This is a genomic window from Maridesulfovibrio sp. (assembly GCF_963677005.1).
In the GTDB taxonomy this organism is placed as follows: Bacteria; Desulfobacterota; Desulfovibrionia; order Desulfovibrionales; family Desulfovibrionaceae; genus Maridesulfovibrio.
On the sequence record NZ_OY781616.1, the window covers coordinates 3,023,270 to 3,037,051 of the forward strand.

12 protein-coding genes and 1 tRNA gene are annotated in these 13,782 nt (G+C 51.1%); 2 read left to right on the forward strand and 11 right to left on the reverse strand.

All coding sequences use genetic code 11. The features are described 5' to 3' along the window. Positions 1-152: 152 nt before the first annotated feature. On the reverse strand, positions 153-1,052 hold the full coding sequence (locus ACKU4E_RS13420; protein ID WP_320171587.1) for a DMT family transporter: 900 nt from the start codon (positions 1,050-1,052) through the stop codon (positions 153-155). A gap of 25 nt (positions 1,053-1,077) precedes the next feature. Then, a complete protein-coding gene (locus ACKU4E_RS13425; RefSeq protein WP_320171588.1) occupies positions 1,078-1,920 on the reverse strand; it encodes an AraC family transcriptional regulator in 843 nt (280 codons plus the stop codon). Between the two features lie 140 nt (positions 1,921-2,060). On the opposite strand from ACKU4E_RS13425, the gene ACKU4E_RS13430 reads away from it, so the two are divergent. Further along, positions 2,061-2,136 (forward strand) — tRNA-Phe (locus ACKU4E_RS13430). Positions 2,137-2,372: 236 nt separating this feature from the next. Then, a complete protein-coding gene (locus ACKU4E_RS13435) occupies positions 2,373-4,334 on the forward strand; it encodes a methyl-accepting chemotaxis protein (protein ID WP_320171589.1) in 1,962 nt (653 codons plus the stop codon). 105 nt (positions 4,335-4,439) lie between these two features. Here ACKU4E_RS13435 and ACKU4E_RS13440 read toward each other — a convergent pair whose 3' ends face one another. The 9 genes from ACKU4E_RS13440 to ACKU4E_RS13480 form a co-directional block, all read right to left on the reverse strand. Beyond that, positions 4,440-5,765: an HD domain-containing protein gene (locus ACKU4E_RS13440; protein WP_320171590.1), complete on the reverse strand. Its 1,326-nt coding sequence runs from the start codon at positions 5,763-5,765 to the stop codon at positions 4,440-4,442. A 120-nt stretch (positions 5,766-5,885) separates the two neighbouring features. After that, on the reverse strand, positions 5,886-7,157 hold the full coding sequence (locus ACKU4E_RS13445; RefSeq protein ID WP_320171591.1) for a dihydroorotase: 1,272 nt from the start codon (positions 7,155-7,157) through the stop codon (positions 5,886-5,888). Between the two features lie 12 nt (positions 7,158-7,169). Continuing rightward, positions 7,170-8,096, reverse strand: a complete 927-nt coding sequence (locus tag ACKU4E_RS13450; protein WP_320171592.1) for an aspartate carbamoyltransferase catalytic subunit — start codon at positions 8,094-8,096, stop codon at positions 7,170-7,172. 39 nt (positions 8,097-8,135) lie between these two features. Further along, positions 8,136-9,278 carry an amidohydrolase family protein gene (locus ACKU4E_RS13455; RefSeq protein WP_320171593.1) on the reverse strand — a complete coding sequence of 381 codons (1,143 nt, stop codon included), beginning with the start codon at positions 9,276-9,278 and terminating at the stop codon, positions 8,136-8,138. A 38-nt stretch (positions 9,279-9,316) separates the two neighbouring features. Continuing rightward, positions 9,317-9,673, reverse strand: a complete 357-nt coding sequence (locus tag ACKU4E_RS13460; protein ID WP_320171594.1) for a hypothetical protein — start codon at positions 9,671-9,673, stop codon at positions 9,317-9,319. A gap of 87 nt (positions 9,674-9,760) precedes the next feature. Further along, positions 9,761-10,729 carry a signal peptide peptidase SppA gene (gene sppA / locus ACKU4E_RS13465; protein WP_320171595.1) on the reverse strand — a complete coding sequence of 323 codons (969 nt, stop codon included), beginning with the start codon at positions 10,727-10,729 and terminating at the stop codon, positions 9,761-9,763. A gap of 69 nt (positions 10,730-10,798) precedes the next feature. Then, positions 10,799-11,434: a LysE family translocator gene (locus tag ACKU4E_RS13470; RefSeq protein WP_320171596.1), complete on the reverse strand. Its 636-nt coding sequence runs from the start codon at positions 11,432-11,434 to the stop codon at positions 10,799-10,801. Between the two features lie 393 nt (positions 11,435-11,827). Next, on the reverse strand, positions 11,828-12,076 hold the full coding sequence (locus tag ACKU4E_RS13475) for a hypothetical protein (protein ID WP_320171597.1): 249 nt from the start codon (positions 12,074-12,076) through the stop codon (positions 11,828-11,830). 690 nt (positions 12,077-12,766) lie between these two features. Beyond that, positions 12,767-13,696 carry a zinc dependent phospholipase C family protein gene (locus tag ACKU4E_RS13480; RefSeq protein WP_320171598.1) on the reverse strand — a complete coding sequence of 310 codons (930 nt, stop codon included), beginning with the start codon at positions 13,694-13,696 and terminating at the stop codon, positions 12,767-12,769. Between the last annotated feature and the right edge of the window lie 86 nt (positions 13,697-13,782).

The window sequence follows — 13,782 nt, forward strand, 5'->3', positions numbered from 1 at the left end:
TTTTTATTGCTGTAAATTCCTAAACTTTGGTAAAACAGATTTTATTATCAATTATAATCAGCTTACAACTATCGGTTATTTAACTTCGTTTATACATACAGGAAAGTCAGGCAAAAAAAAACATGGAGAATGACCCTGTTCGCGAATCAACTTTATTGGGCTCTTACAACCTCGCCTGTCTGCCTGGCGGCAAAGAAACCTGAACTGAACAGAATTCCAGCACAGACCAGAACGCATCCACACAAGTGGAACCAACGCAATTCCTCGCCGAGTACCAGAGACGACAGGAGCACCGCGGATACCGGCATTATTCCGGTAAACGCGCCGGCAACCGAAGCCTTCACCCGCACCACTCCCGCAAACCAGCAAAGATAGGCCAGCACGGTAACAACAGCACCGTAATAACAGACCGCCACCCATGCTTCGAAGGGAACAGCAGAAAGATCACACTGCGAATATTCGTACAGGGAGGCCGGGAGAAACCAGAGCAGGCCGAAAAAAGAAATCAACGCGGTGGCCGCAAGGGGTGAAAGAGGTTCGTTTATCCATTTGCGGAAAACAAGAAACATGGATTCCGCAACAACAGCACCGAGCACAAGCAACAAACCTATAAGCGAGCTGCTTCCGCCCTCCTGTCCCACGCTGAGAACAAGTATTCCGGCAAAGGAAAGCACTATTCCGCCACAGGACAGCGCTGAGCACTTTTCCCTGAAAAAAGTCCACCCGATTACCCCCATGAAGGCAGGCGTTGTGCTGGTGATGATGCCTGCGGACGCAGGACTCACGAACCTCAACCCGAAGAGCAGGCATACGGTAAACAGAAATGATCCGCAGAGAGCCTGCACAACCAGAATCATCAAACTACGGATAGAAAGGCGGGGCAGTCCTCCTTCCAGATAAAAAAGGACCGGAACTATGATCACTGAGGCCAGCAGAAAACGCAGGCCGGAAGAGAGGAAAACAGGAAGCCCGGAGACCATTATTTTACCGGCCACCACTGAACTTCCCACTATCACCATTGCCAGGATAAGATTTACATATGCTTTTATCATTTCATACTCCTTTCGGAGTACGAATCTATGCCGACACGGTGCTGCTGTTTTGGATGAAATTGCGGTATCGTCCGGGAGTTATTCCGAACTGCCTGCTGAAATGGCGGTTCAGATGACTCTGATCACAGAAACCGCAGGCAGCGGCTATATCCGCGAGCCTCATACTTGTTTCAAGCATGCTTTTCGCTCTTCTGGCCCTTATCTGCATCAGGTAGGCGTGGGGGGTAATGCCTGTCCCTTTCTCGAAAACACGCAGAAAATGAAACCGGCTCAAGCCGCCAAGTGCCGCTAGCTGTTCAAGACTGACGTCCGAAGAGAAACAATCCTCCATGAACTCGCGGGCCATGTTGACTGACCGATGCTCACTACCGGGTTCGCAGAGGCTCGCCGAGTCATCTGCATGTCTGGAAATCCAGCTGACCAGAAGTTCCAGCAGCATGGTTTCCATCTCCAGCGAGGAAGCGGTCCCCTGTTCCAGACTTCTGTGAACCTGCATAATCTGTCCGGCCAACGCTGGATCATTCAGTACGCCTTCCCGGAAATACGGCTGTTCCGGGCGGCTTGAAATCTCACCGGCAGCCTTCATGAGCAGTTCGGCAGGCAGGTAGAACATGCGGTAAGACCAGCCGCCGTCAACAGCGGGGTGTCCGTCATGGGCTTCTCCGGGTACAACAAGATTTACAAGCCCCTTGGAGGCCACCAGTTCCGCTCCGCGATATCGGAACCCCATGGCCCCGTCTTCGATAACCCCTACGGCGTAGTCTTCATGAATATGCCGGGAAAAGATCTGATGAACATAACTCGCCCGGAGAATTTCAAGCTGACAGCCCATTAACCGTATTTTTTTTAAAAGCAGTGAATCTTCCATTTCCCGATTTCTCCGGCGTTTTTCGCTCATCAGGATAATAAGCACATCCGCCGCAGTTGCAAGGACTGCCAATTATAAGAATATTAATCGCAAAAAAAGTTGACACCTGCCTGCGTTATGCGTAGAAATTCTCCTCCGGCGCCGAGGTAGCTCAGTCGGTAGAGCAGGGGACTGAAAATCCCCGTGTCGGCAGTTCAATTCTGTCCCTCGGCACCACACGAGACATATTGCCCTCATGATCTGATCATGAGGGCTTTTGTTTTTTTGTCATCATAAAATTCCCTATATTTACCGGCAAGATACGCGCAACTATCCATCCCCCTGCTACTTTTCACCCCATCGGAAGCAAATTTTATTTTCGAAAAAATAAAATTCAGTATATATTATAACGACTGGCTGAATCCTATTCATTGGACTTTCGTTGTCTGAAACAACCGTTTTGGGGAGATCACATGAAGTTATCATCAAAATTAATGCTGGGATTCGGTTCTGTTATCGTCCTTCTGCTCATACTTGCGTCAGTGTCTTTCTGGGCACTGAACAATTCAAGCGAAGGCTTTACGCAGTACCGGGAACTTGCGCGCGACACAAACCTGTGCGGACGCCTTCAGGCCAATATGCTGATGGTTCGCATGAATGTTAAAGACTTCATCCTCACAGGAAGTGAAAAAGACATTGAAGAGTATGGTGTATACTTCAAAAAAATGCGGGAGTTCCTGGATGAAGCCTTAGCCGAAATAAAAAACCCGGAAAGAGCCGGAATGCTTTCCGCCACAGACGAACTGGTTCGTTCATACGGACAGAACTTTGAAATCATCAAGAAAGCCAGCCTCCAGAGCAAGCACTATGTTGATCTTCTCAATATGGTCGGACCGCAGATGGAACAAAAACTCTCCCGAATTCTGGAAACAGCCGAACGTGACAACGATATGGCCGCTGCTGTAAAAAGCGGTTTTGCCCTGCGGCGGCTGCTGCTGGCCAGACTGTACGTGGTCAAATTCCTGCAGGATAATTCCAAGTCGGCAATGGAAAGGGTGGGAACCGAAATGGCCGATCTGGACAGAATAACCGCCGAACTTGAACGCAGCCTCAGAAATCCGGAACGCCGTAAGCTCCTATCAGAACTGATCGAAGGTAAGACAAAATATATTGAGGCATTCAACAGTCTGACAAAGGTAGTATTCAGCCGCAACGAAATAGTTACCGAAAGGCTTGATAAACTCGGTCCGCAAATCGCTTCCAAAGTTGAGGATGTGAAGCTCTCCGTAATGTCCGACCAGGAAATTCTGGGACCGAAACTGCAGGCAGCCAACAGCCAGGCCATCATGCTTGCAGTCATAATCAGCATTGCCGCAGTTGCCGTGGGCATCTTCACGGCCTGGTTCATCATAAGGACGGTAAACATCCAGCTTGGAAGCGATCCGGCTGAAATAGCAACCATCGCCGCCAGCATTGCAGAAGGGGGTCTGGATCTTCGCTTCAAGAAATCCGCTGTCGGGGTATATGGAAATATGAAAGAGATGGCCATGCAACTTATCCGGGTTGTTACGGACGTTCGCGAAGGATCGGTAAACGTGGCATCCGGCAGCACGGAACTCTCGGCATCGGCGGAAGGACTCTCCCAAGGGGCAACTGAACAGGCCGCATCCATCGAACAGGTTTCGGCCTCCATTGAAGAAATGGCCAGCAACATCCATCAAAACACCCTTAACGCCAAGACCACCGAAGACATAGCCATTCAGGCTGCCGGTGATGCCCGCGAGAGCGGTTCGGCTGTTAACGAAGCCGTGGCGGCCATGAAAAACATTGCTGAAAAAATCTCCATCATTGAAGAAATCGCGCGCCAGACCAATCTGCTGGCACTTAATGCCGCCATAGAAGCAGCCAGAGCAGGAGAACACGGTAAGGGATTCGCAGTTGTCGCTGCGGAAGTCCGCAAGCTGGCTGAACGCAGCGGAAACGCAGCCGGTGAAATAAGTGAACTCTCCACCAGTACCGTAAACGTTGCGGAAAAGGCCGGATCAATGCTTGAAAAACTGGTCCCTAATATTGAGAGAACCGCCGAACTTGTTCAGGAAATTTCATCTGCCAGTGCGGAGCAGAATTCAGGAGCGGAGCAGATCAGCAAGGCCATCACCCAGCTTGACGCGGTTATCCAGCAGAATGCCTCAGCGTCCGAAGAAATGGCCTCTACCAGCGAAGAGCTGTCCGCCCAGAGCATGCAGCTTGAGAACACCATGTCGTTCTTCAAGGTCAGCGGAAATATAAGTATCGGTAGAAATCGTCCCAAGGCCCTGCCACGCTCGGCAGAACCTGCGAAGGCACCTGCGGCAGGCGGAGATAAGGACTCTTCCGGTTTCGGAGGGCTTTCGCTGGACATGGCTTCCAGCGACGATGATTTTGAAAAATTCTAGTCCTTCTCCTGTCCCGGTTGATGCCGGGCACATCTGAGAATGGAAAAAGCCGTTGCGGAAATACGCAACGGCTTTTTTATTCAATATTTCAAATAGTTATGTGCGCTAAGCCATTTTTGCCTGTGCAATTACGAACTCAATGGCTTCTTCCATGTTCGTCACATCACCGGCAATCTGGGCCTTGAGCAGGGTTTCCCTGATAATGCCAACTACAGGGCCGGGTTTCAGGCCGGTATGCTGCATTATCTCGTTACCGTTGAGGAACGGGTCGAGCGCTTCCTCGGGAATATCAGCACGCTCAAGCATCTTGATGTTGTGGTTGAATTCCTTGTAAGTGGTGCCTCTGGCCTTGATATCGGCACGGGCAATCTCGATGAGACGCGGATATTCGTCAATAACCTTGAATTTACGGATACCCTTGTCCGTGAGCATGAAATGGAAACGCATGTGGTTTCTGACCAGATCACAGATCAGGTCCACATCTTCCTGAGGGAAGTTGAGACGGGTCAGTATCTTTCTGGTTACCTTGGCTCCGACACGATGGTGCTGCAGGAACTGCCAGTTTCCGTCCACTTCTTCAGCGGTATAGAGCTTGCCCACATCATGGAACAGGCAGGCGACCACTCCGAACCAGTCATAGGGAAGTTCTTCCGGATAGAGTTTCATTACATCCAGAGTATGGCTGAAAACATCTTCCAGTTCACCGGTTTTGCTGTTCTTGACCTGAGTGAGTCGGGAAAGCGCCGCAATTTCAGGAATCAGACCGTGCAGAAGCATGGTTTCGAAAAGCAGTGAAACGAAAACATACATGTTTTCGGCTTCCACCTTGCGCCATTCGTTCATGATTTCGGGAACCGGAACATAGTCCAGTATGCGCTTCGAAGAACGGATAATGGCTATCTTGGTATTTGTTTCAATGGGCAGATTGTAGTTGGCGGCAAAACGCAGCGCCCTGATGCCCATGAGGTAATCCTTCTTAAGCGTCTGGTCCGGAATACCAGTCATGCGGACTTCGCCGGAACTCAGTTCGGCAAATCCTTCATAGGGATCCTGAGCCTTGGGGATGTAAGGGCATGCGGCGGAAAGCGGAATTTCATGCTTTTTCTCCAGCACCTTGAGCAGACGCGGTGTCATGCGGGCAACGCATTCCTCCGGATGGCAGGAGTTGCTGCTTTCTGAACTGTAGAAGAGGAAGGTGGTTTCACCTTCTTTAAGTATCGCACAGATTCCGGTTCTTTCCGAGGGCTGGATGCTTGGGAAAAGCTTTGCAAGGCCCTTGAAATCAAGCTCCGTTGAAATGTCCAGTTCTGTCTCGTGCCCCTTGTCGTCGATGGTCAGCTTCTGAAGTCTTTCGTTGATGATGTAAGCATCATATCCGTTGCGCATGATGGTTTTGCAAATACCAACCGCATCCTTGAAAGGTTCACTCATAATCTCTCCTTATCAGAAATAAACAGCCTGTCATATTTACATCGGTTGTTTTTTTCAACCACATAAATTTATTGTTTTTTTGCCGTAATCGTCGGCTTTATTCCCTGTCTTTTCAAGAGGTCATACTATTTTTTTCCCGCCAAGGAAATGGCTTATGACCCGCCCTTTCAGGGTTTGGCCCATGAAAGGCGTGTTTTTGCCCTTGGAATGCATTGCTTCCGGCGTGAGAACCCATTCCTCGTTGGGATCGAAGAGAAAGAAGTCGGCCGGGTCGCCTTTGCGGAAACTGTTCAGCGGCAGAGCAAAGGTTTCGCAGGGGGCGGTTGTCCACATGCGGATGAAATCATCGAAAGTTATTTTGCCCGCAGCCACCAGTGACCAGGTGAGAGGCAGAGCCGAATCCAGCCCGGAGATTCCGCAGGGAGCCAGCATGAATTCAACTTCCTTTTCGTAGCCTGCATGCGGGGCGTGATCGGTGGCGAACATGTCGATGATACCGTCTTTTATCCCGGCAAACAGAGCGTCCACATCGTCCTTTGTGCGCAGGGGGGGATTGACCTTAGTGGCTGATCCGTACCCTTCCAGCGCTTCTTCGGTCAGCAGAAGATAGTGCGGACACGTCTCTGCGGTGACCTTTACGCCCCGTTTTTTGGCCCAGGCAATAAGGTCCACGGATTTACGGCAGGAAATATGGGCCAAATGGATGTGCATATCCAGATATTCAGCCATCAGCAGGTCGCGGGCCACCTGTGCGGCTTCGGCAACGTCCGGCTGTCCGGCAAGGCCCAGCAGACTGGAGACCCTTCCCTCGTTCACCCCTGCAGCCGGTTCGAGCCAGGGATCTTCGCAGTGATCTATAACCGGTTTTCCGGTGTCCGAAGCGTATTCCACGGCCCGGCGGTATATTTCACTGTTCTTTACCGGCACTCCGTCATTGGAAAAAGCGGCGCACCCGGCTTCCGCAAGCTCGTGCATGGGAGAAAGCTCCTTGCCTTCAAGCCCCTTGGTAAGAGCTCCCACGGGATAAAGACGCGGTCCGCCATCAGGATAGGCCTGAGCCGCTTTGGAGAGCATTTCGTCCGTCACAACGGAATTGTCGTTCACCGGCGCGGTGTTGGCCATGCACATTATATTGGAAAATCCGCCATGGACAGCAGCCTTCAACCCGGAAGCAATATCTTCCTTGTATTCAAAGCCGGGTTCGCGCAGATGGGTATGCACATCGGTCAGGCTGGGCATGAGCAGCAGGCCGCGGGCAGCGACTACTTTCGCACCTTCGTACATGGTGTCGGAGGACGGAACAACCTCTAGAATCTTTCCATCGGCGACCAGGAGATCGGTTTCCTCTCCTTTCCAGACCGCCTTGCGGACAACGAGTTCGGGACTGGTCATGATCCGGCCTCCTTAGTTGTTTTTACGGGTGAGATAAAGATAGAGAAGGGCCATGCGGGTGGCTACACCGCTGGCGACCTGATCAAGCACAAGGCTTGCGGCCGAATCTGCAATTTCGGAATTGATTTCGACCCCGCGGTTCATGGGGCCGGGATGCAGTATTTTAACATCCGGTGAAGCCAGTTCGATCTGCCTGCTTCCCAGACCGAAAAACCGGGAATATTCACGCAGGTCCGGAAGCAGGCCCGCCTGCTGGCGTTCAAGCTGCAACCGCAGACACATGACGGCATCCACGCCTTTGCAGGCTTCGTTGATATCGGTAAAGACTTCCACGGGCCAATCCTTCAGATACGGCGGCAGCAGCGTGCGCGGACCGCACAGCCGGACTTTTGCGCCCAGCATGGTCAGCATAATCACGTTTGAACGGGCCACCCGGCTGTGGGCGATATCCCCGAGGATAAGCACGGTCCTGTTTTCGAACGAGCCCCACTCCTTGTAGAGAGTAAATCCGTCCAGCAGGGCCTGAGTCGGGTGGGCGTGACGGCCGTCCCCGGCATTGATCACGCTGCACTCAAGGCGTTCCGAAAGGAACTGTGCCGCTCCGCTTGCCCAGTGACGAATGACTATTCCGTCAGGATTCATGGCCTGCAGGGTCAGGGCCGTGTCCTTGAGGCTTTCGCCCTTGGTGAGACTGCTGGAGCTTTTGGCCAGGGAAAAAGTATCGCAGGAGAGCCTTTTTCCGGCCATATCGAAAGAGGTTTTCGTCCTGGTGCTCGGCTCGGCGAAAAAAAGGACCACACTGCGGCCTTTCAATGTCGGAACCTTTTTTACCGGGCGTGAGTTGATTTCCTGAAAGTAGGTGGCTGTCTCGAATACATGCCACACTTCCTCTGTGCTGAGCTGCGTTATGTCCAGCAGGTCTTTATGCTGCCAATTCATGGTAACCTCTTTGGCCGCAGTCGCGGCAGGCTGAAAAAGTTATGCGAACAAAAGCCCTTCCAGACGGGACGGAACGGTTGCAAAGACCGCTCTCTTCCCTTTTTCCAGTGAGCCGTATGAATTGTCTGTCTTTAACGCCCTGGCCCCGTTGAGCGTGACCAGAGACAGCGCTTCACGGGCGGACAGTGAAATTTCAAGATTTTCAAGCAGGTATTCCAGTTCGTTCCACATGTTCAGATCGTAGTTGGAGGCTATACTGTCGGTGCCGAGACAGGTGTTTATGCCTGACTTCAATATCTTTTCCCATGGAGCCCTGCCTTCACCGATATATTCATTGGAACGCGGACACAGGCAGACATTCACATTTCTTTCTTCAAGAATCGCTATGTCACTGTCCGTAACCCGCACGCAGTGAACAACCAGAGTGGAACCGTCCAGCAGTCCGAGCGAATCTGCGTATTCAACCGGGGTTATTCCGCTGTTTCCGCAGTCTGCGAGCATTCCCGCGCCGCGAAGCATCTCGGCAAAAACTCCGGTCCCGGCAGCCACGATTTCGTCTTCCTCGGCATTTTCGGCAAGATGCATGGGGAACGGCAGCCCGGCTTCATCATCAGCTTTCTTGACCGCCCGCAGCAGTTCTGCGGATGTGGAGTAAAGCGCATGACCGGAACCGACCACCTTTCCGTTTATGAACTTCTTTTGCGGAAATAATTTTGCGCCTTCTTCCGGAACCTGCAGCCCCATGGCCTCGCAGCAGGCACAGAACCCCATGCCCAGTTCGTCCATGACAGTGGCTATGTTTATCACGTTGGCGGTGGCTATGTCCGCACAGAAAACCGTTCCGCTTTCAAGCATTCCCGCAACCGCTTTTCTCACCGCATCCATTTCAGGAATATACATCGGATTGGCGATAAGGGATTTCACCCAGGAGGTGAAGCCCTGCCCCTGAACGGTTTTTCCGCGTAGATGCGAAAGTCCAAGGTGTACGTGGGCGTTAACGAGCCCCGGGACAACAGTTACCTCGCCGAGATCATCCACTTCTCCTGAAAAATCTTTTTTCAGGTCGGTCCAGCAGCCTGTTTCAAGTATTGTGCTGCCATCGTGGATCATGGCGAAATTTTCAAGAATTCCCTCGCCATCTTTCATGGTTACAGCTCGCGCTGCTCTTATGCATCTGTTCATGGGCAAAAAAATGCCGGACTTGAAGGTCCGGCCTGATTTTATTTTGTTTCTGGGTCTTCAAAGAAGACGTAATTTGTAGAGTAGTCGCTGAATTCGAAATAAACTTTCTTTTCACCGGGGTCGGCTTTACCGTTGAGATTGGCATCCAGCACTCCGTAACCGAAACGGTAAGGACGCTGAACCCTTTCCTTGGTGCCTGCCGCAGTGGAAAGTTTGTCTATTTTTATGAAACGTTTGATGACGTTGCCCCCGGAATAGATTTCAAGAATTCCGTCAACACCGGTCCAGTTCTGGATGGAACGGCCGATACGGTTCTGGGTTTCCTGAGTGCATCCTGCGAAAACGGCAAGTGAAATCACCAGCATAACCACGGTGATCAGACTGTGTATTTTCATGCATGTACTCCTTGTAGATGTTGCAGCCATCAGGTCAAACGGGCAGTTCATACATTTTTTTTCCGGGAATGCAAAGCCGCTTCTGCTCTATTGAACCGCCGGAAACCAGAGGAAATGAAATCCGGCTTTGGGCGGCAGCAGATTCCCGGCATCAATGTTGACCAGCGCAAGGGGCTCGGTCCGGGCTGTTACCGTGTTGTACAGAGTATCGTCCGGATAAAACTCGCGCCTGTAGGTGATAACAAGGGAATCCTCCGGGATACCGGCCAGCTCGCATGCCTTGGAGACGGCATCGGGCAGATAACCGATCCCGTCTATGAGGCCGACTTTCTTTGCTCCGTCAGCGCTGAATACCTGAGCGGTGAAGATTTTTTCAAGATTTTTTTCAGAAATCTTCCGGTGTTTTTTCACCAGCGCCTGAAAACGATCAGCATAATTACTGATGATGGTGTCTATTATCTGTTCCTGTTCCGCCGTGTCCGGCTTGAAGGGAGAGCCCATATCCTTGTTGCGGCCGGATTTCGAAATTTCCACGGAAACCCCGATCTTATCCATGAGCCCGGCGACCTTGGGGCGGATGAAGATCACTCCCACCGAACCTGTCAGCGATGTGGGATGGGCCATGATCCAATCCGCAGGAAGACTGATGTAGTATCCGCCGGAAGCGGCAACATCCATCATGCTGACCACAACTTTTGCGCCGGTTTTTTGCTTGAACCGCTCTATTTCGTTGTAAAGCACATCACTTGCGGTAACCGATCCTCCGGGAGAATCGACCCGGATCACCAGAGCCTTAACCCTGTCGTCTTCGGCAGCAAGTTGGAGTCTGGATGTGACTTCCTGCACCAGACTGGGGGCATAGCCGAGCAGGCCGCGTTTAGGCGAATCGGAAATTGTGCCGTCAACGGAAATGACCAGGACCTTGTACGGGCCTTCCCCCTGAATGTACTGCTCAAGCAGGGGATCGGTTCCATCGGGAAAGAGGTTCATTTTCGGCTGGCAACCGGAAATTACAAGTCCAAACAGAATGCACAGGACAATGAAGATTCTTTTCATGAACAGACTCCGTGGTTCGGACAAAAATAGCAGAAGCCGGATGCGATGGCAAAGGAGGATGCAGCTTTCCTATTTCTCGTACATGGCCAGCTTTATCCCGAATGCGAAGAAGACGCATCCGAGCATGCGGTCCAGCCAAAGCTGCATACGCTCGCTTTCGCGCAGTCTTCCGGTAACCCGATCTCCGGCAATAATAAGCGGCGGTTCTATGACTGCGGCAACAACGATAATCAGAGTCCCGTGCAGCAGAAGCTGGGCCCATACCGGCCCGGCACCCTCAACAACAAACTGGGGCAGAAAAGCCAGAAAAAAAGTTGCAACCTTGGGGTTCAGCAGGTCTATCAGCACCCCCTGTCTGAAAATCGCAGTCGCACTTTTCGGAGACTCGTTATCGCGGATGTTCAGGGCTCCGCCTTTGGAGCGCAGGGCCTGTACGCCAAGCCAGAAGAGGTAGGCAACCCCGATCCACTTGACCACGGAAAAAGCTGTAGCCGAAGCTGAAACAATTGCCGAAAGCCCAAGGGCGGCCAGCAGAACGTGCCCGAAAGCTCCGGTCCAGATGCCGAACATGGCGGCAAACCCGGACTTGCGCCCTCCGCTTACGGTATGGCTGAGAATAAAAGCCATATCAGGGCCGGGGGCAATGTTCAGCAGAAATGAGGCCAGAATAAAAGTGGACCAGTGGGCGATGTCATAATGAAACATTAGTTATCCCTCGCATAGAAAGGTTTAAGAAGACAGGACCGCTGATGGGCCTGTCGGGTTGCAGAAGAATCTGTTTTGGCGCGGGAACAGAAGATGTGGATGCGGGCAGCAGCCCGTATGGATGATCAAGGCTATCCGGGATATAATGAAAAGTAAACAGTTCTGCCCATCCCGAAAAGAAAAAGCCCACGGCACCTTAAAGCTGGTGCCGTGGGCGAAATTCACTGCTGCTGTTGCCGGTTAACAGCCCGTTGTAAAGAACAACTGCGCAGACTGTTCAAAAATGGTGAGATGCTAGGCGCAAAAAAAGTTCAAGACCGACGCGTACTTCCTGTACGCGAGGATTTGAACTTTTTGAAGCAACGACGCAGATCGCCGTTTTTCAACAGTCTGTTAGGACATGCGGGCAAGCTGACGGCGATATTCAGGCGAAATTTCAAGCCGTTCGATGTGACGCAGATCCACGAGGGTGGACCTCATCTTGGTACGGTTGTTTTCGCGAATGGCAGCCACGGTCCAGACCGGGAGCCAGAGGCCGAGAGTTGCAATGGTCAGCACTGCGTGCAGGCTGTGGTTGACTTCGGTGTTATTGTTGGCAGAACGGGTAGCGGCCCAGGCCTTGATGGTTCCGATTGCGTACATGTTATATTCCTCCAAAAAATTTTGGTTGATTTGTGTTGCTCACGGCTCCCAAGTATGTCCCGGTGCAATGTAAGTCAACAGCAACACATGCATACGCAACGATTGAATAGCAAATAAAATTCAGCGCGAATGTTTTAAATAATAATCTTTTAAATCAATATGTTATGTAATAAAAAGCACTCTGCCTATCTCTTTTTATTATTTTTCCGCGCCGTTGATTTAAGAATCAATGCTTTGGTGAAATTTTTCGCAAGCCTGTCCGGTGAGTACATGCATTTACATATTTGATATAAAAGTTGAATGTATATATAACTTAAATTAAAGGATATATTTTTTACACCCTGAAAAAAGTGCCAATTTTGTTAAAACTTTACGCTCGCTTTGAACTGAAAGTAAATCGCTATTGAAATTATCTATTACTGTTGTACAAAACATTAAAACAACATTTATCATGTATAATTGATGCACTTTTACTGCAGTACAGACACATACTGCATCACTTTTTACTAAACTACAGAAGGACAACATAAGCACTGCATAAAAATTTTCAGCAACTGAAAAACCTAAGCCACCACCGAAAACTATTCACACTTTTTTTAAAAACCGGGAATTTTAGATAGTTCTAAAATTAAAAATATGAATTTTATTCTTGAAAGCGCCCGGCACGGCATGTCTGTGCACACAGAAAAATCATCCGCGGGAGGGCAAGGGGGGGGAATAGTTTCCAGAGGCAGGCTTCATAAGTGCGTCCGTCCCCGGAGGAAAAGGCAGCGCCGTGATGCGCCCGCTGACCTCAAAGCTGGTGGCGGAATCTCCGGAACGCTTTAATGCCCGTCGCCAGCTGTTTTCCTTGGAGGCAAGGGCAAGGTTGTCACTTCCGATAGGATCAAACTCCAGAGCCACAGCCTTTTCAGGGTCCTGCAGCAGATCAACCACCAGTCTGTAGGAATAGTCCAGCACCGAACGCAGATAATCATGGCGGTATGCCGGTATGACCCGTTTGGAAAAATGCAGCGATCGCGTGACCGTTTTGTACTCAAGCAACCCTATTGTCTGATGAAACACGCTTTTTTTCAGAAAAAAACTCAGCTTCCGTGCATCCATGTGCTTGCGCAGCGACAGGTCCGCTTCATCATGGGCCTTTCTGAACAGCCTTGTTGTCTGCTGCGCCGACCAGTTGGCCTGGTCATCGGCCAGCATTTCAATATACACATGGCTCACCCTGCCGCCCGGAGGGGCCTCGCACATCAGGTTCGGAACATAGTAGTTGTGGGCTATGATATCGGCTGCCAGATGGGAAAGGTATCCAAGGGAGTAGGCTTTGAGAAACTCCGTATCGGCCTCTTCCAGCAACGCGAATCCTGTTTTCCAGTTATGGCTGTGCTTGCGTTTGGCCTTGCTGCCCTTGCCTATGAATATGTCTGCACTGAGACAGCCGTATAAAAATATTGCCGAGTTCGACAGGAGCATTCTGGCGGTCTCTGCGGAAAACAGCCCGGTGTGGGACAGGACCGCGTTTCCTATGGCCATGTGCACTCCCGGCCCCCAGGCCAGACAGGTCGCCGCAGACCCCAGAACCGCCGTAACGGTGAATATCAGGACAAGAAAAATTCTGCTCATCTGTAAAAAATAACTCTCCGGGACAAGCGGTCAAGGTTCTTTTTTGATGCGCTTCGCGCTTATGATTGACTGATTTCGCCGTTGGC